The following is a 26,419-nucleotide window of genomic DNA, read 5'->3' as shown; positions in this document are numbered from 1 at the left end:
CGGTATTCAGAGGTGCGCAGTTGTGGGAGGGCACATCATTACCTCTATCGAGCGGGGGGCGGCGCCGCCAGGGGTGCGCCGCCCGTTGGTCGTTGCCGCGGGATCGCCAGGCCGGCCGGGTTAGCGGTCGATCGCTGCGTGAACTAAGCCGAGGGACAAAGCCGAGGGACGGGATGCGCACTGCGCCTCCCGTCCCTGTGCCGTCAGCCGCCTTGGCCTGCCATGTGGCGGGCACCGCGGAGGCCGAACACGACGGCGGGTCCGATGGTCGAGCCGGGGCCGGGGTACGTCCGCCCCATGACCGAGGCGGAGTTGTTGCCCGCCGAGTAGAGGCCTTCGATGACAGTGCCGTCCTCGCGCAGCGCACGGGCCTCGGCGTCGGTGACGACGCCGCCCTTGGTGCCGAGGTCTCCGATCACCACTTGGAACGCGGTGAATGGGCCCTTTTCGAGCGGGCCGAGGCAGGGGTTGGGGTGGACCGTCGGGTCGCCGTAGTAGCGGTCGTAGGCTGAGTTGCCGCGGCCGAAGTCGCCGTCGACGCCGGCCCGAGCGAAGCCGCTGAACCGTTGGATGGTCGCCTTCAGACGGGCAGGATCCATGTCGAGCTTCGCGGCGAGCTCCGCGAGGGTGTCCGCCTTGACCATGATCCCCGCCTCCTTCATTGCCTTGTTGTTCTTCGGGTCGATCGCGAAGGTGCGCAGATAGCGCCGGGCATGGCGCACGTCGCCGACCAACCAGTATGGGCCGTCCTTGTCGTGCTCGAGCATGTGGTGACCGAGGTCGACGTAGGATTCGGACTCGTTCGCGAACCGATCACCCTCGGCGTCGAGGATGATCGAGTAGGGCAGGGAACGCTCTCCGACGATGAAAGCGGGGCCGTGGCCCGGCGCTGCGGCAATCGATCCTCCCCACCACGCGTCGTCCATGAGCTCGAGCGCGGCGCCGTTGTCCTGCGCGATCTCGATAGGGCGCCCGAGGTTGCCCGGGGCGCCCGACGGGGCGCCGTCGATCCCGTGGTGCTTCTGGCGGAGGTCCTTGTTGTGGTCAAAGCCGCCGCCGGCGAGCATCACGCCGCGCGTCGCGCCGATGGTCATGGGCCTGCCGTCACGCGTGATCCGCGCCCCGACGACACGGCCGTCCTCGACGATGAGTTCCTGCAGCGGCGCATTCAGCCACAGCTCAGCACCCTGCTTCTGCACGACGACATCGAGGAACGCGGCGGCGAACCCGGCGCCGATGCCGCCGAGCTTCTTGCCGGTGACCACGCCGCCGAGGGCGCGGAAGACGAGCTGCGCCCCGCGGACGAAGCCGGCCGGCGTCGACCAGGCGCGCCCCAGGAGCCACACGTCGTCGGTCTTGACCGGCAGCGCAGCGGGCGCCTGGCACGTCTTCCACCAGTCACCGATCTTCTTGATATCGAACGGCTTCACCTCGAGGCCACGGCCGATCTTGCCGCCCGGGAGCTCGGGGTAGTAATCGGGGTAGTCCGCCGCACGCATGAACGTCACGCCGTACTTCTCAGCGGTGGTGATGAAGTCGGCGACGCCGTCGACGAATGCCTCCTTGCGGGCCCGCGTCGTGGCGCGACCCTCATCGCCGACCGTGGCCTGCAGATAGGTCAGCGCCTCCTCGCGGGAGTCGCCGGCACCGTCGCGCTGCATGAGCGGGTTGTCAGGCAGCCACATGCCGCCTCCGGACATGGACGTGTTGCCGCCCCATTTGCCCGTGCTTTCGAGCAGGAGGACCCGCAGGCCCTCGTCTCCGGCGCCCATGGCTGTGGCGAGTCCCGCGGCACCAGTGCCGACGACGACGACGTCATAGCTGTGGTCAAAGAACTTTGACTCTGACATGCCTTGCTCCTTCGCTTCCCGGACCCCTGTGTCCGGGTGGGATGCAGTCCGACCGACGCCGGGCCTATTTTCGTCACTCTATGACATAAATATCCCGGGGACTAGAGTGGTGCCATGACCGACGCCGCGACACCGAAGGCACCTCGCGGACGCCCGGTCGTCGTCACGGCTGAACAGATCGAGGCCGTCGCCCTGCGCCTCTGGTCCGAACACGGATTCCACGAGGTCTCCGTCGCCGATGTCGCCGCCGAAGCGGGCGTCACCGCGCGCACGATTTTCCGCCGGTACCCGACGAAGGCGGACATCGTTTGGGGCCCGCTCGCGGCGTCGTTCCGGATCCTCACGGATGCCCTGGAGCGGACCTCACCGCAGGCCCCTCTGTTCGAGCGCGCGCGCACGGCCCTTGTGGACATGATTCGCGACGGCGACGTTGACCCGAGCGCCCAACACCGGATCCGCATCGTCGGACGGACCCCCGAGCTGCAGAGCAGCACCTCGGCCCCGTTCCAGCTGTGGCGGCAGAGCCTCTACGACTTCGCCGTCGCGCAATCGGGCGTCGACGCCCTCCGCGCCCAAGTGTTCGCGTGGTCCGTGCAGAGCACGGCACTGGCCGGGCTCATCTGGTGGGTGGAGCAGGAGCCAGGAACGGCTCCTTGGCAGGCCGTGGACGAGGCGTTCGCACAACTCATCGGCTGAGCCGGCCAGGGCATGTCTCCTCATGACGACGGTGTGGAGGACGACGCCACCAGCGGCGCCCAATCGCCGATGGCACGAACCTGCAGACCGGCTGCGCGATTTTCGGCGCCGACGACGTGACTGGCGACCAGCAGGCAGTACGGAAAGGCCAATTACAAATCAGATATTCTCATGACAGCGCCGTCCAGACGGTGGGCCTGCCCTCCTCCGGGACTCAGGTTCCCCACGAATGGTGAGCGACCCAGGTAACTCCGGCCCGGAGCGGCACTGTGCACTCGTCGGAATTCTCAAATGGAAAGGCTTGAAGCCATGATCCGTCACACAGTCGTCTTCTCACTCGTCCACCCCGAGGGTTCCGCAATGGAAGCCGACTTCCTCGCCACAGCGCAGTCGACCCTCACCGCCATCCCCGATGTCATGGGCTTCGCGATCTCCCGTCAGGTAAGTCCCAAGAGCCCACTCCGTTTTCAGTTCGCGATGACGTTCCCCGATCGTGCCGCCTACGCCGCATACGACTCCCACCCCGCCCACGTCGCCTTTGTCCAGACCCGATGGGTGCCGGAAGTGTCGGACTTCCAGGAGTACGACTTCATCGCCAGAGCCTGACTGTTTGGCAGGGCTACGCCGGTGGCGACACTCCTTCGGCGGCAGAAAACCCCGCCAGCTCCTGATGCCCCGGAAAAGAGGAACGCGGCTCTGGTCGCCGAAAGCATGCGGCCGCGGTGCCAAGCCGCCGTGGATCATGTACTGCGGTTGAAGTACTTGGGTCGGTCCGCGAAGACGATGAGGGGTAATGCCCTTCCCGGGAACCTTGATGTATGCACTTGGACGAATGCGATGTAGCCGCAACCACGCCCCTGCTTCGGGAGGCCACTTCAGCGGCCCCGCTCAGGGCGGCACGCGCGGCCGTCGTGGTGAACCCCATGAAGTTCGCTCATCCGGTTGGGTTAATTCGTTTCAGGGCCCGCGTGGATCAGGAATTTCGACGCCACGGGTGGATTCCGCCGCGTTGGTTTCCGACGACTGCCGCGGCACGGGGACATCAGGAGGCCCAAAGGGCCGCGGCTGCCGGCGTGGACATCGTGCTGGCTGCCGGGGGTGACGGGACGATCCGCGCGGTCGCCCAGGAGCTCATGGGAACAGGTATGCCGTTGGGACTGTTGCCGGCAGGTACCGGAAACCTGCTGGCCCGTAACCTCGGAGTCCCACACAACGATGCCCCAGCGGCCGTTCGCATTATTTGCGAGGGGCAGGATCGTGCTGTGGACGCCGGCTGGCTGGAACTCGACCGAACAGGTGACGGCCTGTACGCCGAGCGTCACCTGTTCCTGGTGATGGCCGGGACCGGGTTCGATGCCGCGATGATGGCTGGTGCTGGTCAGAAAATGAAGCAGCGACTGGGGCACGCGGCGTACCTGGTCTCCGGGGCGCGCGCTCTTGGGCGCGTCATGGAAACCACGACAGTGCGCGTCGACGGACGGCTGGTCCTGTCCCGGCCGTCCCACGGCGTCATAGTCGGCAACTGTGGAACGCTGACCATGGGCCTGTCGCTGATGCCCGAGGCAGACCCCGGCGATGGAATGCTTGATGGCGTGGTCTTGCTGCCCCGCAGCATCTCCGCCTGGGTCAGAGTCGCGTGGGCGGTGGGCACCGGCAACCCTCACTCGCATGCTGCCATGCCGCGTGTCCGGGGCCGCAGCATAGAGGTCCGCAGCGAAACACCGCAACCGGTGCAGGTGGATGGGGAATTGTTGGGGCTCGCTTATGGTCTCCGCATTAACGTTCAGCGCGCCGGGCTGATCGTGCGCTGCAATTCCGTCCAGCCGCATGGCATGGCCGATCCTATGGTTTCTATGCATCAACAGACTTCGGAGCCGCACGACAGGTCGGCGAACGAAGCCCTGGAAGGTATGCCCGCGTGGAGAGGCAGTGGGGGTCAGGAAGCGAGACCTGCACGGTACGCATAGGCAACCAGCTGGGCGCGGTCTCTGGCCCCCACCTTCGTCATGGCCCGGTTGGCGTGGGTCTTGACCGTATAGGGCGAGACAAACATGGTTTCGGCGATCTGTTGGTTGCTCTGGCCCGTGGCGATAGCGATGACGACGTCGCGCTCTTTGGGCGTGAGGGCGGAGAACAAGTCCGCCAGGGCGGGGTCGACGTCGGCCTGCCGCTCTTCGGCGACCCGGTCGATCAGCGCGGCGGCGGCAGTGGCGGAGAGGGCACCACCTCCGGCGGCGACCTCCTCGATTCCGGCCGCGAGTTCTGCGGGTCCCACGCCCTTGCTGAGGAAGCCGTTGGCTCCGGCCCGCAGGGCGGCAAAGACGGTTTCGTCGTGATCGAATGTTGTCAGGATGATGATGCGGACGCGTTCGGCCGGGATGCTTTGCCGGATCCGGCGGGTCGCTTCCACACCGTCGACGCCGGGCATGCGGATGTCCATCAGGACCACGTCAACGTCCAGTTCGCCGAGCAGCCGGACCGCCTCCAGTCCGTCGCCGGCCTCGGCCGTCACGGTGATGTTGGGCTGGGCCTGCAGAATCGCGCGCAGGCCGACCCGGATCATTTCCTGGTCATCGACAATCAGGACGCGGATCATTGGATTATCCCTCCGTCCGTCCTCAGGGTCGCCGTGACGCGGAACCTGCCGCCGTCGTCATCGATAGTCAAACGGCCTCCGGCCGAGCGCGCGCGTTCACGCATCCCCACCAATCCATAGCCTCTGCCCTCACCGCTGGTCTTCCGTGTACTTGCGCAATCGTTCTCCGCCACAATGCTCAGGTGTCCGTCAGCAGAGCGGATGGCCAGTTTCACCGGTCCCCGGCCGTGCCGCTGCGCGTTCGTCAGTGCCTCCTGCACGATCCGGAAGGCAGCCAGGCCCGCCGTCGGATCCAGCTCCCCGATGTCTGCGTCGATGTCGAAATCCACAGCTACACCCGCGGCGCGGAACGTTTCGATCAGTGCCGGGATCTGCGCGAGATCAGGTGTCGGGCGGTGCGGATCGTCGTCATCGCCGCCGCGGCGGAGCACAGTGAGGATCAGTTGCGTTTCGTGCAGCACGCGGCGGACGCTGGCGCGGGCAGATTCCAGTGCCGTCCGGGCGGCCGTGTCGCCGGCGGGGAGGCTCACCTCGGCCACGCCAAGATGCATCCCGAGCACAGCGACCTCATGGCCCACGACGTCGTGGAGGTCGCGGGCTATGCGCACCCGCTCGTCAGCGATTCCGCGTGCAACAGCCAGATCAGCTGTGGCTTCGGCGTCGAGCGCGCGTTGTTTCATGGACTCAAGATAACCCTGCTGGGCGCGCACAGCGCTTCCGACGGCGGCACCTACCGCACAGCATGCCGAGGCCACAAGGGCCCCGGACGCCTGAAAGTCCCAGTGCTCCCGGATCACCAGGGAGATGTACACAGGAATGCCGGCGATCAGCAGCGCGACTATGGCGCGGGTACCTCGGACGGTCACGGAGAACAAGGTAAAGACGACGACAGTCCACATCGCCACGAACTCGGTCGCGAGGAGAGCTGCCGCGACCGCGCCGAGCACGACGACGATCAATCCGGGCATGCGGTGGAATCGGCCCAGGATGAGGCCCGCCGCCACCAGAACGACCCCCGTGTAGCCGAGAAGCGGTTCACCGGACAGCCCCAGCACGAAGATCTCGGTGACAACAGCGGCCCAGCTCAGTATCAGAACCACACGGTCGAGGAGTTGGCCGCGCAGAAACCATGCCAGCCTCGCCGATGCCAACGCGGCGGTGCTTGATGTCATCCCATGATTATCGTTCACTCGCTGCTTCTTCCTGTTCTGCAATGGGACGGACGAGAGGGCCCCGCAGTGCTGCGGGGCCCTTCCGTCATGGTGTGGTCATCAGGCGTTCACGAGAGCGCGTTCCTCCGGGGCGTCCTCGTTCGCGTCGCCGAGGCCGTGGCCCTCGGTATCCAGATTGGGCAGGATCTTGTCGAGCCATCCGGGGAGCCACCAGGCACCGTGTCCGGCCAGCGAGAGCAGGGCCGGCATGATGATCATTCGCACCAGGAAGGCGTCGGCCAGGACTCCGACCAGGAGTCCGAAAGCGGTCTCGGCTGCGAACGTCATCGTGCTGGAGGCGAAGCCGCCGAACACGAAGCCCATGATCAGCGCGGCAGCAATGAGCACGGGTCCGGACTTTCGGAAACCGGTCATGATCGCGTCCTTCGGGGACCGGCCGCCGACGTATTCCTCGCGGATACGTGAGACGAGGAACACCTGGTAGTCCATGGCCAGGCCAAACAGCACGCCGACAAGGATGATCGGCAGCAGGCTCATCATCGGATCTCCCTGAGGTGCCTGAATGATGCCCTTGAGCCAGCCCCACTGGAACACGGCGGTGAGAGCTCCGAATGCGGCTCCGAGCGAGAGCAGGTACCCCGCGGTGGCGAACAGGGGCACGAGCAGCGACCGGAACATCACCATCATCAGCAGGAAGGAGAGGACGACGATCACGGCGACGTATTTGATCAGGGCCTGGGTCATAAGGTCCGTGGTGTCGAGACCGATCGCGGTCTCACCGGTAACTTCCAGGTGCACTCCGCTGATGCTGGAGGCGTCGTCGCGGATGTTTTGGACGAGACCTTTCGTGCCCTCGTCGATGGGGCCTCCGGCGGGAATAACCGTGATGAGGGCCGCGTCACCAGCCCGGTCCACGGCGCCGGGAATGACGGCGGCGACGTGGTCGAGTCCTGCGAGTTCGGTCTCGATCGTCTTGATCCGGCCGGAAATGTTGTCGCCTTCTGCCAGGACCATCAGGGGCGACTGCACGCCGCCGAACTTGTCCACGATGAGGTTGTAGGCGTGCCGCTGGGTGGAGTCGGGGCTGCTTCCGCCGGGGATGTTCGCGGCCGTCTTCATGCTCAAGAACGGAACGGCCAGGATGGCGAGGACCGCCGCTGCTCCGAGCAGCATCGGCAGAGGACGGCGAGTGACCGCCTTGCTCCAGCCGCCAACAAAGGAGCGGCGCGTCAGCTCTGTTTCCTTGATCTGGCCGTCCAGCAGCTTCCTGCGGTCCTTGCGCGAGAGCGCCTTCAACCCCAGGGACTTCATGAGAACCGGCAGCAGCGTCAGTGACATCAAGACGGCCACGATGACCGCGAAGGCCCCGGCCAGGCCCATGTCGCGGATGGCGGGGATGTTGGTGATCCAGAGTCCGACGAGCGCGATGATCACGGTCAGGCCCGCGAAGACGACGGCGGTTCCGGCAGTCCCGGTGGCGCGGGACACGGCGTCGTCGGCTGTCCGCCCGGCGCGTAGTTCTGCGCGGAACCGGGTGAGGATGAAGAGGGAGTAGTCGATGCCGACGGCCAGCCCCAGCATGCTCGGCAGGGTGATCGTGGTGGAGTCGATGGGATGGACCGCGGACCAGGCGACGACGCCGATCGTGCCGATGGCGACGCCGGAGATGGCGACGAGCATATTTGCGCCGGCCGCGACCAGCGACCCGAATGTGATGAGCAGCACCAGGAAAGCGATGAGGATACCAGCGGCCTCACCAGGGCCGAACGCTGCGTAGCTGTCTTTCGCGATGGCACCGCCGACCTGGGTGGTGAACTGGGAGCCCTGGTCCTGGGCGAAGCCGACGACCTTTTCGTAGGTCTCCGCGGCATTGTCATCGGTGATACCGGTGAACTCCAGGGTGGACACGACTGTGGTGCCGTCCTTGGAAATGAAGGGGCGTTGAACGTTGTACGGGTCGCTGACCGATTTCACGTGGGGAAGCGCTTCGGCCCGGGTCAGGGTCGAGTCGATGGCGGCCTTCGTGTCAGCGTCGGTGACCTTCGCACTGCCGTGTATCTCGATAACGAGCTGCAGCGTCTTCTTGTCCGGGCTGCTGTTCATGTCGGGGAACTTCTGCTGCACTGTCGCGAGGGCATTCGCTGCGCTCGTCGCCGGCATGCCGCCCGTCGAGCCGCTCATGTCGGACGATGTGGCGCTGATGCCGGTGAACACCGCGAAGATCAACACCCACGCGGCGATGATGATGAACCGGTGCCGGGCGCTGAAGCGCCCGATCGCGGCAAGGACATTAGGCATGATGCACTCCAAGGTATTAGGGGGTGCCGCTGCACCGTTGGGGCGGCTGGCTACTCTCTAATGCTCCCCAAATGCCGTCTCGCAGGCATCGTTCTATCCGATCGATCGATGTACTGCGTTTGGAGTAGTCCCGGCGCCCGGCGCCCGGTCGTACTGCGATCGGCGTGCCACGGCCTCCGCGGCAGAGGGCGCCTGATGCTGCGGCTGACCGGCCGTACCCCGGCTTACTCGGGCACAGCATCCTCCCTCGTCAGAGGGGGTTTTGCTTTTAACGTGTGTACATTGCCCCGGCTGGGGCCTCTCTGACGCTTGTTGCGGCTGGTGCCTGGCCGCCGCGGTGGCCGATGAAGTTGTGTGGGTGGCGGGCGTCGTTGGCCTTGTACCTATACATCCAGCGGGGTTGTCCTTGTCCTCGATTGGCTCTTCCTTTGAGTCAGGGGACCGTCTGGTTCCCGGCCGTCGAGGGCGCGCTCGCAGGGGACTCGGACCTGGCGGCGGCTGCGAGGCATGAACTGGTCAAATGGACTCTGGTTGCGCTCAGGAAGCCGGGCTAATATCCGGCTATCACTCCGTTTTGAAAAGGAGAATCCACTTGTCAGATGAACCAGTAGGGAACGTCGTGCCGGTGCTGCACGGCCTGCCGTCCGCGGAGGGCCGCGCTGGCAGGGGCGTCCGGAACACGGTGCTGCCCCTTGCCGGTGCTGTCGGCCGCCTGGATGGCCGCGACGGCGGTCCTGTACCGCGGCGAATGCCTTGGGTTGCGGGCTGATGTCTACAGACCAGGTGCCCACAACCCGGCGTCCTCCCGGCCAAGGACAAGGTAAGTCCAGGCACTCCGTCGAGGCCGGGACACTGATCAACGCTTGGAGCTCCACAGTCTGGGACATCATCACCGATGCGCGGAACTACACCGTCTGGGAATCCGGCATCACCCATATCAGGGGCGAGTTGCGCAACGGTGGAACCATCAGAATCCGCACCCACACCGGAGGGAACCGCACCATCCGGCTGCACGTCCAGCAGATGCCCGGCGAAGTGATGACCTGGACCCAGGGCATGCCCCTGGGCCTGCTCACCGGCGTGCGCACCTTCACACTTGAACCCGTGGGCGGCGGCATGACACACCTGAGCGTAAAAGAAGAGTTCACGGGCCCGCTTTGCGGTCTCCTGCTCTGGGAGTTCGTGTCCGACACGCAGCAGGCTTTCATCGATTACGTTACCGCCGTCAGGAAACGCGCCGAAATTCTCAGCCRACACCTTTGACCCACGGGCTCATAAGCTGAATCGAAACTGCGCGCAGCGTCCATGAGAGCCCTGCGCCGTCTGGTCGTCCTCTCGGCCATGCTCTGCGACGGCTCCACTGGCGGCGGCCTGACGTTACGCCACAGGACCCCCGGACCATGCTGGTTCGGGGCTCCTGCAAGTGGTCGGAAGTGGACTTCGGAGTGCTACCGGCGCTGGGCGGCGGCTTCCTTGATGATTGAGGCCACGGCTTGGGGTTGGGAGACGTACACGGAGTGGCTTGCTGCCACCTCGGTGACCGCTGAACCGGCCCGCCCCGACATTGCCTGCTGCGCGGCAGGCGGGATCATCCGGTCTTCCGTGGTGAGCAGGTACCAGCTGGGCCGGTCCCGCCAGGCGGGCTTGGTGACTGTTCCCTGGAGGGCGTCGACGCCCCAGGGGACCTGCGAGTCTGCCATGAAGGCCGCCTGCCCTGGCGGTACATCTCCGGCGAATGAGGCGGCGAACTTTTCGCGGTCCAGGAAGAGGAACCCGTCCTGGGGCGGAAGGATCGGGGGCACCGGCGCGCCGGGCGGCGGATCGGCGATCAGGGTGTTCACCGATTCGTCCGTGTCGGGGACGAACCCGGCGATGTAGACGAGGGCTGCGACGTTCTCCTCGGTCCCGGCCTCGGTGACGACGACGCCTCCGTAGGAGTGGCCGACGAGCACGACGGGGCCCTCGAAAGCATTAATCGCCATCTTCGTGGCGGCGACGTCGCCGGCAAGGGAGACGGTCGGGTTTTGGACGATCTTGACGCTGTAACCGTCGGCGGTCAGCAGGTCGTAGACGCCCTGCCAGCCTGATCCGTCGACGAAGCCGCCGTGGACGAGCACGACGTTCTTTACTGATTCTTCGGGCATGGAATTCTCCTGTTTCGAAAGGCAGTAACAGCCGGATGCTAGCCCGGCAGCACTTGCGCCGCTAGGGTCCATCGACCGGGAAATGCCCAGACGCCGCGCCAGACCGCCTTTGGTCGCCTCTTCCGCGGTTCAGGACGAAGCCCACAGCCATGGGGCGTCAGCCTCTTCGTCCCTGGCTGCCTCGGATCGGGGCTCCGTTGATGTCAGTTTGCCGCGGTCTGGGCGGCAAACTCGCCGTTGAGTCTGTTCTTGGCTCCGTGTTCCACGAGGGTCGGGATGTAGGTCCGGATCCTGCTGCCATCCAGAGATTCGTATTCTTCCCCGACAACCTGGGCAACCATGGGGCGGGGTGCGTCGGGGAAGCGTGCGGCGAGCCGGTCCGTGACTTTGGCGATGGTGTCGTTCTTTTCCGTGTCGTCCATTCACACAGTCTGAGGGCGGGCACCCGCGGCGTCCATCAGTTTACTTATGGGTTGCCCTGGCAGGGCTGGCCCAAGGTCGCGGGTCCGCGCACGCGGCTGATCCCCCAGAGCCTCCTCGACGGCGGGACTCCATATTCGGGCTGCCGCTTGAATATTGACGGCGTAGGGTGGTTAACTTCGAGCCGCGGCGGCTGCCGGTGCCGTATCGCCCGGGGCCGACCGCGTCATCTGGGACGGACGGGGAAAGACCCCGCGTTCGAGGTGGAAACTGATCAGTTCGGCCCGGAATTTGACGGCGTCGACGTACCCGGTCAGGGCCGGGTAGGTGCCCGGCGCCGTTTTCCGGACCAGCCCCCGCAGCGGACCTGCGGCCGAGTCCTTGACCCTTAGATGGGTCATGCCTGTGTAATCCGTCAGCGAGAAAGTCCGCTCGACCTGAAGCAGCCCAAGCGGCAGCCCGCCGGTCCATGTCATGCGCTGTCCAGGGATCTGATCGACCCGGAGCCGGAAGGTCCGCTTGCCGCCGTCGCGGGTCCGGACCCGGATCCGCTCGCCGTGACCCACCTCGCCGCTGACTTCTGTGATCCCGGAATCCCAGACCGGGAAATTGCCCCCGTCGGTGATGACGTCCCACACCGTGCCAGTCCCGGCAAGGATAAGGGCCTCCGCCTCGAACGATTCCATGCCTGCAAGTTTATCCGTCGGCCTGACCCGCATCCTCAAGGATTCGCGCCCATGTGATGTGAGCTGCGCGACTGTCCGCGAAGCGTGGCCCATCCAAGCCTTCGCCGCCGCGCGTGAGTAGCTTAGTTCCGCTGGGGGCGTCTAGGGTTGCCGAGAACTCCAAGGCGACTTTTGGTGCTTGGACGATGTGAACGTCAGGTGAATAGTTGCTCCGGGGCGACCGGGGCGATGTTCCGGTTGATAGCATCAGGCTAAATGGGCACACCAGGCGCGGCGTATCGCGTCGTTGAAGTTCGATGGTGACCAAGATCGTGGGTCACCATCGGGGCTTGTCTTGAGAAGTTCGGCTGTCAGCGCTTCCTGAGAGGACGTCATGACCGACGACACGATTCCGCCCGCTGCACCTCGAGATGTGACCGCTGAACATGCCCGGCTGGCCGAGGCCACGGGCGCGGCGGAGGACGTCCTGTTCGAGGCGAATCCTTGGTACGAGTGGGGGCCGTACCTATCGGAGCGGGCTTGGGGCACCGTTCGGGAGGACTACAGCGACAACGGCGACGCGTGGGAGTATTTTCCGCATGATCAAGCCCGGTCCCGTGCGTTCCGGTGGAACGAAGACGGCATGGCGGGGCTGTCCGATATTCACCACGACCTGTGCCTGGGGTTGGCGCTGTGGAACGGGGCCGATCCGATCCTGAAGGAGCGGATGTTCGGTCTGACTGGTCCGCAGGGCAACCACGGGGAAGACGTCAAGGAATACTGGTGGTACCCGGATGCGCTGCCCAGCCATGCATGGCTGCGGTGGCGGTATCACTACCCGCAGGCAGCATTTCCCTATCAGCGGCTGATCGACGAGAACGCCCGTCGGACCCGGGACGAACCCGAATTCGAGTTGATGGATACCGGTGTCTTCGACGGCGGCCGATACTGGTCCGTGGATGTCGCGTACGCGAAGGCCTCACCGACCGAGGTACTTGCCCGGATCACCATCGAGAACCATTCCTCCGAGGAAGCGGTACTTTCGGTGCTGCCCACCTTGTGGTTCCGCAACACGTGGCGGGTCAACGGCGGTGAGGCGCCGTCGTTGTTCCTGGACGGTGACGGGGTCGCCGTCGAGCACCCACGGCTGTCCGGCTACCGGCTCGACGCCGTTCCCACCAAGGAGGGAGTGCGGCCGCAGGCGTTGTTCTGCGACAACGAGACGAACACGGCCCGGCTGTTCGGGGCGGCACCGGTCACCGCTTATCCCAAGGACGGCATCAACGACCACGTTGTCTCCGGCGCGGATACTGTGAATCCGGAACATCAGGGGACCAAGGCAGCCTGGTGGTATCAGGTGACCGTGGCGGGCGGGGGCCGGACCGAGCTGCGGCTGCGGCTGCACCGGCCGATCCCGGACCAAACCGCACCCCGGGCCCAGTGGTCCGACTCATATTTCGATGACGTCATGGCAGACCGGGAACGGGAAGCGGACGAGTTCTACGCGGCGATTGCCCCCGCTGAGATCGGCCCCGAGCCGATGCGGGTGATGCGGCAGTCCTGCGCGGGGCTTATCTGGAGCAAGCAGATGTACCCGTATCGGGTGAACCGGTGGTTGGATGGTGACCCCGGCCAACCGGTGCCGCCGGCCGGGCATCGAAACGGCCGGAACACGGGATGGCGGCATCTGGACTCCTTCGACGTGCTGGCCATGCCCGACCCGTGGGAGTACCCGTGGTTCGCGGCCTGGGATCTGGCGTTTCACGCCGTCACCTGGGCGCACCTGGATCCCGCGTTCGCCAAATACCAGCTGTTGGTGCTCCTTCGGGAGTGGTTCCAGCATCCGAACGGTGCGCTCCCGTCGTATGAGTGGAGCTTCGATGATGTCAATCCGCCCGTCCATGCGCTGGCCGCCATCCGGGTGTTCGTGATCGACGGCGGCACCGACCTGCACTTCCTGAAACGGGTGTTTAACAAGCTGTTGCTGAATTTCACCTGGTGGCTCAACCGGCAGGACCCCGACGGGAACAACCTCTTCGGCGGCGGCTTTTTGGGTTTGGACAACATCAGCCCGATCGACCGCTCGCACCTGCCGCCCGGCTTTAAGCTGGACCAGGCCGACGGCACCGCGTGGATGGCGTACTACTCGGTCGCCATGCTCACCCTGGCCACCAAACTCGCCGAATATGACGATGTCTATGAGGACATGGTCGTGAAATTCCTGGAACAGACGGTGCTGATCATGGACGCGCTGGAGGATTCAGGCTGCTATGACACCGAGGACGGCTTCTTCTACGACCGACTCACCGACCCCTATGGAATCAGCGTCCCGATCAAGGTGCAGACCCTCGTCGGGTTGATCCCTGCGCTGCCCGCGGTGGTGCTCCCTACCCAGGACACGGACCGGAACCGCCGGCTGCGGAAGCGGTTCGCCAGCCGGTTGGAACAGACGGACCGGCACCAGATCCTCGAATGGCAGGTCCGCGGCACTGGGGACTCCCGGCGGACGCTGCTGTCGGTCCTCCCGATGGACAAGCTCGTCCGGCTGTTCGGTACCCTGTTCGACGAGGAGGCATTCCTGTCTCCCCACGGGCTGCGATCGATCTCCAAGCGGCACAACACGCCCTACACGGTTCCGGGGCTCCCCACCGCGACCATCCAGTACGAACCTGCCGAATCGCGAACCGCGATGTACGGCGGCAATTCCAACTGGCGGGGACCGGTGTGGCTGCCGGTCAACTACCTCACCATCCGGGCACTCCTGCAGTACGACCAGTTCTTCGGCCCCGACTTCACTGTCGAATACCCCACCCGCTCCGGCCACCACCTGACCCTGCGAGAGATAGCCGGTGACCTCACCGATCGGCTGGTGAGCATCTGGCTCCCGGGCCCGGACGGACGCAGACCGGTCTATGGGGGCGTCGACCTGTTGCAGAACGATCCCGCGTGGAAGGACCACCTGCTGTTCTACGAGTACTTCCACGGCGACAACGGGGCCGGACTCGGCGCCATGCACCAGACCGGATGGACCGCTCTGGTCGCGGACCTCCTCCTCGACCCACCCCGCCAGAGCTACCGGATGGCATTCACGGACGATTCGGACAGCCCGGACAATCAGGACAACTCGGGACCGACCGCCACGACAGGACCACCGGAAACGGAGCCGTGAACCGATGTCAAACAACACTCAGGGACAAGGCCGTTTCCAGAGAGCCATGAGGGGCGACGGCACGGTGACGGACGAGATGGTAGCGGCGGTCCGACCACCGGGGCTGTCGCCACCAGTGGCCCACCCGTTTATCTACGAGATCAACACATGGGCCTGGCTCGAATCAATCAGCGTCGAAGAAAACGCGCAAATCGATCTGGGCTCCGTCCCGAAACGGCACTGGGACGAGATTGCAGCTCTGGGGTTCGATTCGGTGTGGTTGATGGGGGTCTGGCGTCGCAGCCCCGCCGGAATCAGGATCGCACTGGAAAACCCGGCCCTGCGGTCCGATTTCCAGGCCGCTCTTCCCGACTGGCGTGCCGAGGATGTCGTCGGGTCGCCGTACTGCGTCAGGGACTATGTGGTCGATGACCGCCTGGGTGGCCCAGCCGGGCTTTCCGCCGCCCGGGAAGAGCTGGCGGTGCGGGGTGTCCGGTTGATCCTGGACTTCGTGCCCAACCATGTCGCACCGGATCATCCGTGGACCACAGGCACACCCGAGCTCTTCGTGCAGGGGACCGCCGCGGACCGCGACCTCGATCCGGCGTCCTTCGTCGAGGTGGGCGGCCGGGTGCTCGCCAACGGGCGGGACCCCTACTTCCCGGCGTGGCCCGACGTCGTGCAGCTCAACGCCTTCGACCCCGCCCTGCGAGCGGCGGCGGTGGAGACGGTGAGATCGATCGCCGATCAGTGCGACGGGGTGCGTTGCGACATGGCGATGTTGGTCATGAACGACATTTTCGCCCGCACTTGGGGATCCCGGGTCGGTCCTGCACCGGGCTCGGAGTACTGGCCTGTTGTGATCAGCGCCGTTCGTGAAAGCCACCCCGGTTTCGCCTTCATCGCCGAAGCCTATTGGGATCTTGAGTGGTCTCTCATGCAGCAGGGCTTCGACTACTGCTACGACAAGCGTTTGTATGACCGCCTTCTCGGCGGCAGTGCGGACGAGGTGAGGCTGCACCTGCTGGCAGAGCCCGCTTATCAGAACGCCCTTGTCCGGTTCGTGGAGAATCACGACGAGCCCCGTGCCGCGTCGGCGTTCACAGCCGGCCGCCAAGAGGCTGCGGCGGTGACGGCCCTGACCCAGACCGGGGCACGGCTCATTCACCACGGCCAGCTGCTCGGGTGGCGGGTACGCCTTCCGGTGTTCCTCGGTCGCTTCCCCGCCGAGCCGGCCGATGACCAGCTGGCCGCCTTTTACCGCCGGCTCTTGGCGGCTGTCGCTGACCCGACGTTTCGGGACGGGCGCTGGCAATTGTGTGAACGGTCGGGGTGGCCGGGGGACAACAGCTTCGAAAATCTCGTCGCCTGGAGCTGGGACGGTGCCACTCGGTGGCTGATCGTGGTGAATCTGAGCGATGCGCCCGCAACAGGTCATGTGAGGGCACCGTGGCCGGATCTGCGCGGTCACCGGTGGCAGCTGACGGACCCGACCCGGGAAATAAGTTTCGACCGCGCCGGTAACGATCTCAGCGACGGGCTGTTCGTCCGACTCGAGGCCTGGCAATGGCATCTGCTCCGCCTCGACCGATCGCCAGAACGCGGCAACAACGACTGACGGGCCCCTAGGCGCCTGCCCTTGTGCCGTCCGGTGAGACGGTCGACGGTCGCCACCCTCCCACTCCAGCGCTCCGACGGTCGGCCGTGGGAGGCATCGCGGACACCTCGAAAGGAGTTTGGAATGGCCGGAAACATCGTCACGGGACGGACGAAGCAGGAACTGCGCAGGGTCCTCGTGCCGCTCGCCTTGGCGCAGTTCATCTGCAGCTTCGCGGGCTCGAACATGAACGTCATGATCAACGACATGAGCAAGGATCTGAACACAACCGTCGAAGGAATCCAGGCAGCCATCACGATCTTCTTGCTGGTCATGGCCGCACTGATGATTCCGGGCGGCAAGCTGACCGACATCTGTGGCCGCAAGAGACTATTCATCATCGGCCTCTCGCTGTACGGGGTCGGTGCGGTGATGAGTGCGGTGGCGCCGAACCTGTTCGTGTTGATAGTCGGCAACTCGATCCTTGAAGGTATCGGTACGGCCCTTCTGATCCCACCGGTCTATATTCTGACGACCATGCTGTTCACGGACGTGACCTCCCGTGCTTGGGCCTTCGGAGTGATCAGCGGCATGGGAGGAATCGGGGCGGCCGCGGGGCCGCTGATTGGCGGGCTCATCACCACCGCGATCAGCTGGCGGGCGGCCTTCATCTTCCAGGCACTGATCATCGTGATCATCATCTTGCTGAGCCGCCGCGCAGTGCAGGACCCGTTGCCTGCGGATCCGAGTCAGCCGTTCGACTCCATGGGGGCTGTCCTCTCTGCCGCTGGTCTGGTGGTCTTCGTCACAGGCATCATGCTGGCGGACAACGACCTGCTGCTGATGGTGGTCTTCATGGTGGCCGGCGCGCTGCTTCTGCTCTGGTTCTTCGCCCACGTGCGCGCCAAGGAGCGTAGAGGCGAGCAGCCGCTGCTGTCCACCGGGCTTTTCCGGAATCGGACATCGAATCTCGGCCTCATCACGCAGAACGTGCAATGGCTGATCCTGCTGGGGACCTCTTTCACCGTGTCGGCTTACCTTCAAGTCGTGCGCGGATACAACGCGATCGAGACAGGTGTGATCTTTACGGCGGCCACCGCCGGGATCCTCGTCTCATCGATCGCGGCAGAGCGGCTCGCGAAGAGGCACACGCAACGTACCCTGGTCATCGTCGGCTTCAGCGTCACGCTGTGCGGGATCGCACTACTCATCGCCATGGTGCAAGGGAATCCGACCGCATGGGCCTTCGCCCCCGGGCTGTTGCTGATCGGGCTGGGAGTGGGGGCGATGCTGACCCCGTCCGTCAACCTGGTCCAGTCGAGCTTCCCAGATGAGCTGCAGGGTGAGATCTCCGGCCTGTCGCGCAGCGTGTCGAACCTGGGCTCGTCGATCGGCACCGCCGTGGCGGGGACGATCCTCCTGACCTGGTCCTACGGTGCCGCGATGATCACCCTCGCCGTGTTGGGACTCGTCGGTCTCGTGGCAGCGTTCATGCTCCCCGTCAACCTGGTCCCCGCGAAGTCCGGCGCCCCGCCCGACTGACCCGGCTGGCGCAGGCGACGGAGCAGCAACGCCGGGGAGGCCGCCCGCGCCTAACGCTGGATATCTACCACGACGGCGCCGGCTTCGACCCGGCCTCGCCGGCAACGCCGTCAGACGCGAATCAGGGGGCAGCTATTTCATGGCGGGGCCGCCGGGGATCCCGGGCATTGCCATCACGGATCCCGGGCCACCGGCCTAAGGCGTTTGACGGACGGCCTGCCGGGAAGGCCGCCGGGGTAGTAGCCATCTCAGCGGATCTCGGCCCGGAGTTGCGGACGGTCCTGAAATCGGTAAGTGCCGCTGCCAGGGCGCCAAGGGCTTTGGCTCGGGAGGCATCATCGATCCGTACCGCGCCATCGTGGGTGCAGTTCTCCAGCGCGGCAGCGGCTCGAGCGGTCATCTCAGAGGATCGGAGGTAGCCGTAGCCTGGCCCACGTGTCCGGTCCGCCGAGGTAGCGATAAAGACGGCGGCCTGGGTTCTGCCGACCATCCCGAGCTTGGCCAGGGCGCTGGCGACAAGGTTCTTGACGGACTTCTCGGTGATTTTCAGGTCCTGAGCGATCTGTCGGTTGCTCATCCCTTTACCGAGGCCTATGACAGCATTTGTTTCCTGCCTGGTCAGGCTATGGAGCTTGCTCTCCGGCGGCAGATTCTGAGGGGAGGTTCCGCTCTGTTGGAGAAGGTGCCGGAACCTGTTGCTAAAGGCCAAGCCCCCGGCCAGTGCGCGGCGGATCAACCTCAGCTGTTCGCGATTATCATCCTGCTTGGACAGGCATCCCCAGGCATCGGAGAGCACCGCCGCCATCAATGCGTCCTCGTCCGCCGTGTCGACCAGGATGAGGCAGCGGATCGACGGGTCGGCGGCCCGGAGAGCCCTGCACACGCCAGCGCCGGTGCCATCCGGGAGATGATCATCGAGGATGGCGAGTTGCGGGCGCAGGGCCGGAATCCGCCGCACCGCCTGCCGCGCGGATGCGCTTTCGCCCAGCACGGGAATTCCGGCCTGTGCAAGAAGGCGGCGCAGACCCAAGCGGACGACTTCGTGGTCGTCCAGAAGGAAGACGCCGTGCCCGGAGGTCGAATGGTTGAAAAGTTTGCCTGAGTCGGCCATGACATGCCCTTCCAGTCCTGGGCTCACTTGATCCGGAGGCGCTTGGTTCGCCCCGATGCACGCGGCCTTAGTGGATGGGGAGGATTTTCACCTGGTCAGTGCACATGAACAGGCGGCGCGGGGAGGCCCCGGGCAGCCCGACCCAGAGGATGAGTGCATCCGGGGTGATGTCATCGATGGTTCCGGCGCTCGCAGGGTGTCCTTGTTCGGCGGCGGTCACCGCCTGGCCGGTCTGCAGGTGGGTCCAGCCTGATGCCCGATCCATGACGGGATGCCGGTCCGTGAACTCTTTCACGCGGCCAGCCTACGCCCGGGGCGTGAACGCTGCGTGAACAGGAGAGGGCGGCCGGTTGGTGGGCCGTCGGTGACAGCCTGCCTGTTTCTCCCGCTGAGCAGTGTCGAGCTGGTCGGGGGAAGGGGCCGCGAGATGACCGGGGACGAATGCGCTGTCCCGTAGTCATCCAGGGCGACGCCGATTCCGGCGTCGATCAGGTGCCTCAGCTGCCTGCTGCTGACTGAAGATCGGCGACGGCGGCGGTCTCGGTAATCTCGGGAACCTTGCGGCGTCCATCGGTTTGACGGCGGCCGGGGGCCTGTTTCGCTGGCGCTGGCCGCCGTAGGCTAGGGGGATCCATCACATCGAGGAGGCCCTCATGCGCACGGCAAAACCCACGGACCAGGCGGATCAGGTCCGCCATGTTTCAGAGATTCTCGTGTCTCAGCTCACACAAGGAAGGGAGTGGGCCACTCCCGAGGTCGAGGCGGCATTGAAAAGAGTGGTGGCGGGGCTCGATGCCGGAATTGAGTCTGCTTCCCCGATGATCCAGACCGGTCTTCGGCGGCTCGCTGAGGAGCTCGCCGGCGGAGTGGAAACTTTGGCTCCCCGTGTTCAGGAGGGCTTGAAACGCGTTGCGCCGAGAGTTGTTCCGCCAGCTAAGTCACCCGCCAGGGTTGCGTCGTGGCAGACGGCATCCGGGAAAGCATGGATGATCGCCGGGGTGGCAGCTGTCGCAGTGACTGCGGGAGTCGCGGCGTGGCTCTATTTTCGCCGGCCGGACGACGAGCCAGTGCCGTCCGACGTGCAGCGCGCCGGCGGCGCGGACCCCGGCGCGCACGCCGCCTCCACAGAGGCCCAGCCCTGAGGAAATCAGAGGGCACGGGGACGCCAGACCTGAGTGGCGGCCAGGCTGCCGAGTCTCCGCGACGTTAGCGAACGACGCCCGGCGATCACTTCACGCGAGGGGCTTGGCGCAGAGTTCGCGTCCGGCCCCGCTTCGATAGGCGGGAGTTTCGCGTCAGTACACGTGGGCGTCGATCTGGCTCATGGGCGGTTGGCCGGTTCGGCTCGAGGCGGGTGCGGTACCAGGATTTGTTGGATGGCCGGTGCCAGGACAGCGACGAGTTCTTCGGTTCCTGCCGAGAGGAGTGTGGGTACGCCGATGATCTGCCGGCCCGTGACGACACCGACGAGCATGGATGAGGCAAGGCCCGCGCGCAGCGCGGCGTCGGTGTCCATGCGTTGGCGGGTTCCCTCGAGGAGTCGGGACTGGATGAAGCTGCGCAGCTGCTCGGCAGCGCTTTCGTTGACGATCGCACCGCGCAGCATCGCCATGAGGGGCTCCGACACTTCCTGCGCCCCCTCCCAAGCGGCCAGGTAGGCGCGGACGACCCGTTCGCCCAGGTCGTCGTCGGGCCCTTCGAACGCCGTATTGAACCGCTCAAGCGCCTCGGGCGGAATGGCCATGACGGCGGCAAAGAGCTCGTCCTTGGAGCGGTAGAACTGCATCACCTGGGATGCATCCACCGAGGCGTCCGCGGCAACGAGCCGAATCGTAGTGGCGGCAAACCCGTCGTTCGCAAAACGTGCACGAGCGGCCTCGAGTATGTCCTGGCGCGTGTTCGACGTTCCTGGCCGCCGCCCCCGGCGCACCTTGGGTGCCGTGTTGTCGTTGATCGTCATACCCCAAATCTAGTTCGATTCGACAGTTTTCTCAACAGCTGTTGATTTAACTGACTGACACGGCGTACGCTCGCATCGAATCGAGAGTTGTCCCAGGGGCACGAGCCAAAAGGAGCCCGTTATGAGCGCAGAGCAGAAGATCTTCGTCCCATCCCATCCGCTGCCGGCAGCCCGCACGGGTCTGCTGACCGGTTTCGATCCGAGCACCCGAACGCTGGAGGCGGGCTTCCAGGTAGCGCCTCAGTTCCGGCCTCTGCCGGTCGATGTTGTTTTCGAGAAGGATGTTGCCGTCGAGTTGCGCGACGGTGTGACGATCCACGTCGACGTATTTCGTCCCGTCGGTGCTGAAATCGTGCCGGTCATCGTGGCGTGGAGTCCGTACGGCAAAGGCCAAGGGACCTCCGCCAGCGTGATGGGGGTCTTCGGCCTGGTAGGCCTGGACAACAGCATCGTCTCAGGTCTGGAAAAGTTCGAGGCCCCGGATCCGGCGTACTGGTGCGCGCGGGGGTACGCGGTTTGCAACCCAGATATCCGCGGCGTGGTCGACTCCGAGGGCGACAGCGTGCTCTGGGATCGCCAGGAAGGGCGCGACTGCTACGACCTGATCGAGTGGCTCGCGGAACAGTCCTGGTGCTCCGGCAAGGTGGGCATGAGCGGAACGTCCTACCTGGCCGCCTCTCAGTGGTTCACAGCGGCCGAGCAGCCACCACACTTGGCGGCGATCAACCCGTGGGAGGGCGTGAGTGATGTCTACCGGGATCTTGTGATGCGCGGCGGCATGCCCGATACCGGCTTTGCTCAGCAGCTGCAGGAAGGCAGCTTCTTCGGTAAGAACCAGAAAGAAGACATCCTCTCCGAAGCGGCGCGTTATCCGTTGATGAACGAGCTGTGGGAGAACAAGATTCCCGCCTTTGATCGCATCACCATACCGGCGTACATCGTGGCCAGCTACTCGAACACACTCCACACGGCGGGAACGTTCCGCGCCTGGCGCCGAATCGCTTCAGAGGAAAAATGGCTGCGGATCCACAACGGACAGGAATGGCCGGACTACTACGACGAAGCCAACGTAGAGGACCTGCGCCGATTCTTCGACCGCTACTTGAAAGATGAGAACAACGGCTGGGAAACCACGCCGCGTGTGCGTTATTCAGTCCTCGACCTCGAAGGCGGCGACCAGACCGGGGTACCCGCGGACGCATTCCCGCCAAAGGACGTCGTGTCCACGAAGTTCTACCTCGACGCCCGCTCGCGCACCTTGACCACCGACGTGCCGGCCCGGGAGTCCACGGCCGGCTACGACGTTGCAGCTAACCCGAACGCGGTCTCATTCCTGACCCGGTTCGATCAGGAGACAGTGATGGTCGGCTACCCCAAAGCGCACCTCTGGGTCGAAGCCGACTTTCTCGCACGGAGGGAACTCCTTCGCAGCAATGCAGCTGCCCGAGTCGTGGAGATCGTCGGTAGCCGTCTGTCCGCAGCTTCACTGGAACTCCGGACATTCGCGGCGCGATTGCGACTCACCCATCTCTATTTTGAAGCTGATTCCATTGCCGGGCAGGCACTCATGCGGGCCGTGCAGGCGGAGACAGGGGACCTCCCGGTCGTTATCACTCCCGGCAACGTGATGCGCCGCGCGACTGCAAAGATCTTGGCCCGCGAACTCGGACTCTCATACCGTCGAGCGGCCGACCAAAAGGTGGATCTGGCAGTGATTGGCGCAGGCCCGGCGGGACTTGCCGCTGCGGTCTATGGTGCATCTGAGGGGCTCGCAACTGTTTTGTTCGACGCGATCGGTCCTGGTGGACAAGCTGCGGCAAGTTCGCGAATCGAGAACTATCTCGGGTTCCCCACGGGCATAAGCGGGACTGACCTGACAGGGAAGGCGATCGTGCAGGCACTCAAGTTCGGCGCTCAGCTATCGGCACCGTGCGGGGTCACAGCACTCGACGTTGACACCGGCGTAATCCGTCTCGCGCTGACCGACGGCACCAGCCTCGAAAGCCGCGCCGTGATCATCTCCACCGGCGCCAGGTACAGGTCTCTGCCCCTGACGGACTGGGAGAAGTTCCAAGGCGCCGGAATCTACTACGCTGCAACCGAACTCGAAGCCAAATGGTGTGCCGGTAAGCCGGTCACAGTTGTCGGCGGCGCGAATTCAGCCGGTCAGGCTTCGCTGTATCTCGCGTCGCGCGGAAGTGCCGTCCATCTCGTCGTTCGCGGTGCTGATCTCGCAGCTGACATGTCCCGCTATCTTGTGGACCGGCTGGCCGCCGAACCGCTGGTCTCTATCCACACCGCGACAGAGGTATCGGGCCTCCAGGGTCAATCCCACCTCGCTGCTGTTGAGATAACGGCAAGGGAGTCGGGAATCCGGGCGATTGTCGAGTGCGCGGGACTCTTCTGCTTCATCGGCGCAGTTCCCGCAACCGCCTGGCTGAACGGAGTCGCGCTCGACAACGAAGGATTTATCCTGACCGACTCGGACCTGGACCTGTCGGAACTCGGTGGAAGCTGGTCGTCTCTCGGGCGACGGCCGCTGCCCTTTGAAACCAGCATCCCTGGGGTGTTCGCCGCGGGCGACGTCCGCAAGGGCTCAATGAAGCGCGTGGCCGCAGCGGTCGGAGAGGGAGCGAGCGCCGTCCAATCAGTCCATGCCTCGATCGGATTCCACGTTTAGCTTACGGCCCAAACCGAGAATCGGCAGAGGGACCCTGGAAAGTCAACCCGTCCAGGCTTCGGCCTTAGCCGGCGACAGCCAGCTGCGGTGCTCATCGGATCGCCTCCTCTCATTCCGCCGGGGATGGTCCAGCGCCAACCGGCCAGCGGGCGGCCGCGATTTCCTCGCGGAGTGCCTTCAGCGCGGAGACGTAGATTTCCGAAAACGTCGGGAACGGCTGGATCGTGTCCCTCAGCACATCGAGCGGAACGTGGGCCCGGATCGCCAGTGTCGCCTGCTGCAGCCACTCGCCGGCCTCCGGGCCGAGAGCGTACGCACCGGTCAGCTGTTCGCCGTCGCTGAGGAGGGTCAGGAAGCCATTGCTCTCGGCGTAAGCACGTGTGTAGGTCGCAGTCTTGGACACCTCGGAGACGGGGACGGTGGCGCTGAAGCGGCCGTCGACGGCGCCGACCGCCGCGGCTTGCGGGTCCGTGTAGGTGACCCGGGGAACGGCCTCGTAGTTTGCCTCCCGCGGCTCACCCAGGATGTTCGCGGCGACGACATCGCCCTGGTACTTCCCTACGTGGGTCAGCGGCCAGATCCCGGTGACGTCGCCGATCGCCCAGAGCCCGTCCGCCACGCGAAGGTGGGCATCGACCGGGACTCCGTGCGGATCTGGCTCAACGCCGACGGTCTCCAGGCCGATCGCCTGGATACGCGGGCGCCTGCCCGTGGCGACGAGCAGCCGGTCGCCGCGCAACTCGCGTTGGCCGTCGATCTCGACAACGTAGTCCCCGCGATCTCGCCGTGCCGCGGTGGAACTGGCCGGCAGCACGAGTTCGATGCCATCACCAATCAATACCTCGCCGAGGGCCTCGCCGAGCGGCGCCGGCTCCCGGCCGAGGACATGGGCGGACCTGTCGATGATTGCCACCTCGCCACCGAATCGGCGCACGGCTTGGGCCATTTCGACGCCGACAGGGCCGCCGCCGAGGATAAGCAGGCGGCGCGGGGCGGCCTTCATGGACGTCGCCTCGCGGCTGGTCCAGACGCCGTCGAGCCCGCGCAGGCCCGGGACGGGCGGCACGACGGGATCGGCGCCGTTGGCGAGGACAATGTGGCTGGCGGTGTGCCGCACGCCGTCGACCTCGACGACGCCGGGACCGGCGAGGCGGCCCGTGCCGCGCAGCAGGTCGATGCCGTTATCGGCCAGCCAGCGTTCCTGTCCGGCGTCGGAATAATCCGAGACCATGAAGTCCCGCCAGGCCAAGGCCGCCTCGATGTCCGCCGCGGCGGTGGCGGCCGCCTGGCGTGCGGCATGGACCGCTTCACCGGGCCGCAGCAGCGTCTTGGACGGGATGCACGCCCAGTACGAGCATTCGCCGCCGACCAGTTCGCGCTCCACGACGGCCACACGCAGGCCGCCCTCGGCGAGGGCGCCCGCGCAGTGTTCGCCGGGGGATCCGGCGCCGATCACGATCACGTCGTAGTCGCTGTTCATGTCGGCAACTCCTCCCCGGCGTGCTCGCGCACCATGTAGAGCGCGTACCAGTCGGGCCAGTCCGGGTCTTCCTGGCCCGTGAGTTCCTCGTGTTTGCCGTGTGCTTTCGCGGCCCGCCTCAGGGCTTCCGCAAGGTCGCCCACGGATTCGTAAGTCGTGGCCATCAGACTCTCCTTTCAGCGTTGGATGCTTCAGCGGCCCGGAAGTCGGGTCTTGATCTCCTGGAGGACCCAGCCGTTGCCGTCCGGGTCGCTGAAGGATGCGAAAGAGCCGTAATCCCTGTGTTCGGGAGCTGGCCCGTCCACCCGCCCTTCGGTTCCGGCATGATGGAAGACGCCCGTGGCGTCGTGGAAGATCCCGCTGACTTCGACCCCGCGCGCGATGAGGTCAGTGCGGGCCTGGTCGATGTCGTACACCGCGAGGTGCAGGCCCTGGGCTGAGCCCGGCGCCGCCGTGGTGACCCCTTCGCCAAATATGATCGAGCAGCCGGAACCTGGCGGCGTGAACTGCATCAGCCGGTAACCATCCGCGACGGCAGCTTCGGCATCGAACCGCCAGCCCAGACCCTCATAAAACCGCTTGGCCCGGTCGACGTCCGAAACCGGCACCACTACAACCTCGAGCCGGAACTCCCCGGCCTTTACCGGCGGGCTGCCGGCTGCACCTTGTTTGCTTTCCTCGACGGTACTCATCCCGGCCTCCCCTTAGGCGGGCGCGCCATGAAAGGGCGGCAGCGGACTCACTGGCGACCCGGGAAAGGCGTGCCGGCGGCGGGCGCCAGGCCAATGCTGCGGGGCTTGCGCTACGGGGGTCGCCATGCGCTTTCCTTGTCGCCCCCCGGCCGATCTTCAACCGGGGACGCTGCCCTCGGGACCCCACAGTGGCCTCATCCAGGACGAAAGTCAAGGGAGCGAGTTGACTCATCAAAGATGCCCGCGTAGCGGTTTTCGAGGAATCATCTGAGAATGCCCGCGTGGCGGCGTGTCCGTCGGGGGTGGTGTCCGCCGCTTCGGCAGTGTGAGCCATGGAGCTTTCGATGAGTGAACGCAAGGCTGTCACC

22 protein-coding genes are annotated in these 26,419 nt (G+C 65.4%); 9 read left to right on the top strand and 13 right to left on the bottom strand.

The window, feature by feature from the left end; all coding sequences use genetic code 11:
- Positions 1–203 precede the first annotated feature (203 nt).
- Positions 204–1,850 carry an FAD-binding protein gene (locus AB4089_RS18470; RefSeq protein ID WP_441410729.1) on the bottom strand — a complete coding sequence of 549 codons (1,647 nt, stop codon included), beginning with the start codon at positions 1,848–1,850 and terminating at the stop codon, positions 204–206.
- A 114-nt stretch (positions 1,851–1,964) separates the two neighbouring features.
- Here AB4089_RS18470 and AB4089_RS18465 point away from each other — a divergent pair, with 114 nt between their 5' ends.
- From AB4089_RS18465 to AB4089_RS18455, 3 genes are all read left to right on the top strand, one after another.
- Positions 1,965–2,546: a TetR/AcrR family transcriptional regulator gene (locus tag AB4089_RS18465; RefSeq protein WP_441410728.1), complete on the top strand. Its 582-nt coding sequence runs from the start codon at positions 1,965–1,967 to the stop codon at positions 2,544–2,546.
- Positions 2,547–2,855: 309 nt separating this feature from the next.
- On the top strand, positions 2,856–3,152 hold the full coding sequence (locus tag AB4089_RS18460) for a Dabb family protein (RefSeq protein ID WP_441410727.1): 297 nt from the start codon (positions 2,856–2,858) through the stop codon (positions 3,150–3,152).
- Between the two features lie 212 nt (positions 3,153–3,364).
- Positions 3,365–4,513, top strand: a complete 1,149-nt coding sequence (locus AB4089_RS18455; protein ID WP_441410726.1) for a diacylglycerol/lipid kinase family protein — start codon at positions 3,365–3,367, stop codon at positions 4,511–4,513.
- On the opposite strand, the gene AB4089_RS18450 is transcribed toward AB4089_RS18455, so the two are convergent.
- The 3 genes from AB4089_RS18450 to AB4089_RS18440 form a co-directional block, all read right to left on the bottom strand.
- Positions 4,483–5,142 carry a response regulator gene (locus tag AB4089_RS18450; protein WP_441410725.1) on the bottom strand — a complete coding sequence of 220 codons (660 nt, stop codon included), beginning with the start codon at positions 5,140–5,142 and terminating at the stop codon, positions 4,483–4,485. The genes AB4089_RS18455 and AB4089_RS18450 overlap by 31 nt on opposite strands.
- Positions 5,139–6,314, bottom strand: a complete 1,176-nt coding sequence (locus AB4089_RS18445) for a sensor histidine kinase (protein ID WP_441410724.1) — start codon at positions 6,312–6,314, stop codon at positions 5,139–5,141. Before AB4089_RS18445 ends, AB4089_RS18450 begins: the two co-directional genes overlap by 4 nt.
- Positions 6,315–6,413: 99 nt before the next feature.
- Positions 6,414–8,612, bottom strand: a complete 2,199-nt coding sequence (locus AB4089_RS18440) for an MMPL family transporter (RefSeq protein ID WP_441410723.1) — start codon at positions 8,610–8,612, stop codon at positions 6,414–6,416.
- 768 nt (positions 8,613–9,380) lie between these two features.
- Between AB4089_RS18440 and AB4089_RS18435 the strand changes: the two genes are divergently transcribed.
- A complete protein-coding gene (locus AB4089_RS18435; RefSeq protein ID WP_441410722.1) occupies positions 9,381–9,875 on the top strand; it encodes an SRPBCC family protein in 495 nt (164 codons plus the stop codon).
- Between the two features lie 185 nt (positions 9,876–10,060).
- Here the strand turns inward: AB4089_RS18435 and AB4089_RS18430 are convergent, their stop codons facing one another.
- The 3 genes from AB4089_RS18430 to AB4089_RS18420 all read right to left on the bottom strand — a co-directional run bounded on the left by AB4089_RS18430 (position 10,061) and on the right by AB4089_RS18420 (position 11,862).
- Complete coding sequence (locus tag AB4089_RS18430) at positions 10,061–10,756, bottom strand: alpha/beta hydrolase (RefSeq protein WP_441410721.1); 696 nt, start codon at positions 10,754–10,756, stop codon at positions 10,061–10,063.
- A gap of 203 nt (positions 10,757–10,959) precedes the next feature.
- Complete coding sequence (locus AB4089_RS18425) at positions 10,960–11,178, bottom strand: three-helix bundle dimerization domain-containing protein (protein WP_441410720.1); 219 nt, start codon at positions 11,176–11,178, stop codon at positions 10,960–10,962.
- Positions 11,179–11,349: 171 nt separating this feature from the next.
- Positions 11,350–11,862 carry an SRPBCC family protein gene (locus AB4089_RS18420; protein ID WP_441410719.1) on the bottom strand — a complete coding sequence of 171 codons (513 nt, stop codon included), beginning with the start codon at positions 11,860–11,862 and terminating at the stop codon, positions 11,350–11,352.
- Positions 11,863–12,235: 373 nt separating this feature from the next.
- Between AB4089_RS18420 and AB4089_RS18415 the strand changes: the two genes are divergently transcribed.
- The 3 genes from AB4089_RS18415 to AB4089_RS18405 all read left to right on the top strand — a co-directional run bounded on the left by AB4089_RS18415 (position 12,236) and on the right by AB4089_RS18405 (position 18,128).
- Positions 12,236–15,010 carry an MGH1-like glycoside hydrolase domain-containing protein gene (locus AB4089_RS18415; protein ID WP_441410718.1) on the top strand — a complete coding sequence of 925 codons (2,775 nt, stop codon included), beginning with the start codon at positions 12,236–12,238 and terminating at the stop codon, positions 15,008–15,010.
- A gap of 4 nt (positions 15,011–15,014) precedes the next feature.
- The gene (locus tag AB4089_RS18410; protein ID WP_441410717.1) at positions 15,015–16,607 is read left to right on the top strand and encodes a hypothetical protein; all 1,593 of its coding nucleotides are present in this window, start codon (positions 15,015–15,017) and stop codon (positions 16,605–16,607) included.
- 123 nt (positions 16,608–16,730) lie between these two features.
- Positions 16,731–18,128, top strand: a complete 1,398-nt coding sequence (locus tag AB4089_RS18405) for an MFS transporter (RefSeq protein ID WP_441410716.1) — start codon at positions 16,731–16,733, stop codon at positions 18,126–18,128.
- A 121-nt stretch (positions 18,129–18,249) separates the two neighbouring features.
- Here AB4089_RS18405 and AB4089_RS18400 read toward each other — a convergent pair whose 3' ends face one another.
- The gene (locus tag AB4089_RS18400; RefSeq protein ID WP_441410715.1) at positions 18,250–19,239 is read right to left on the bottom strand and encodes a response regulator; all 990 of its coding nucleotides are present in this window, start codon (positions 19,237–19,239) and stop codon (positions 18,250–18,252) included.
- Positions 19,240–19,306: 67 nt separating this feature from the next.
- Positions 19,307–19,534: a hypothetical protein gene (locus AB4089_RS18395; protein WP_441410714.1), complete on the bottom strand. Its 228-nt coding sequence runs from the start codon at positions 19,532–19,534 to the stop codon at positions 19,307–19,309.
- Between the two features lie 703 nt (positions 19,535–20,237).
- Between AB4089_RS18395 and AB4089_RS18390 the strand changes: the two genes are divergently transcribed.
- Positions 20,238–20,381, top strand: coding sequence for a hypothetical protein (locus AB4089_RS18390; RefSeq protein ID WP_441410713.1), 144 nt, complete (start codon positions 20,238–20,240; stop codon positions 20,379–20,381).
- A 179-nt stretch (positions 20,382–20,560) separates the two neighbouring features.
- On the opposite strand, the gene AB4089_RS18385 is transcribed toward AB4089_RS18390, so the two are convergent.
- Positions 20,561–21,199 carry a TetR/AcrR family transcriptional regulator gene (locus AB4089_RS18385; RefSeq protein ID WP_441410712.1) on the bottom strand — a complete coding sequence of 213 codons (639 nt, stop codon included), beginning with the start codon at positions 21,197–21,199 and terminating at the stop codon, positions 20,561–20,563.
- A gap of 121 nt (positions 21,200–21,320) precedes the next feature.
- Between AB4089_RS18385 and AB4089_RS18380 the strand changes: the two genes are divergently transcribed.
- Entirely contained in the window at positions 21,321–23,879 is a 2,559-nt protein-coding gene (locus AB4089_RS18380; RefSeq protein ID WP_441410711.1) for a CocE/NonD family hydrolase, read from the top strand.
- 109 nt (positions 23,880–23,988) lie between these two features.
- Here the strand turns inward: AB4089_RS18380 and AB4089_RS18375 are convergent, their stop codons facing one another.
- The 3 genes from AB4089_RS18375 to AB4089_RS18365 are packed head-to-tail and all read right to left on the bottom strand — an operon-like array spanning position 23,989 to position 26,051.
- Positions 23,989–25,359, bottom strand: coding sequence for a dihydrolipoyl dehydrogenase family protein (locus tag AB4089_RS18375; protein WP_441410710.1), 1,371 nt, complete (start codon positions 25,357–25,359; stop codon positions 23,989–23,991).
- On the bottom strand, positions 25,356–25,523 hold the full coding sequence (locus tag AB4089_RS18370; protein ID WP_175558513.1) for a hypothetical protein: 168 nt from the start codon (positions 25,521–25,523) through the stop codon (positions 25,356–25,358). The genes AB4089_RS18375 and AB4089_RS18370 overlap by 4 nt, the downstream gene beginning before the upstream one ends.
- A gap of 27 nt (positions 25,524–25,550) precedes the next feature.
- A complete protein-coding gene (locus AB4089_RS18365) occupies positions 25,551–26,051 on the bottom strand; it encodes a VOC family protein (RefSeq protein ID WP_441410709.1) in 501 nt (166 codons plus the stop codon).
- Positions 26,052–26,419 lie beyond the last annotated feature (368 nt).

Source organism: Arthrobacter sp. 2MCAF15, assembly GCF_052115605.1.
Classification (GTDB): domain Bacteria; phylum Actinomycetota; class Actinomycetes; order Actinomycetales; family Micrococcaceae; genus Arthrobacter.
The sequence above is the reverse complement of the archived record's forward strand: the minus strand, read 5'-3'. Positions and strand labels throughout refer to the sequence as shown.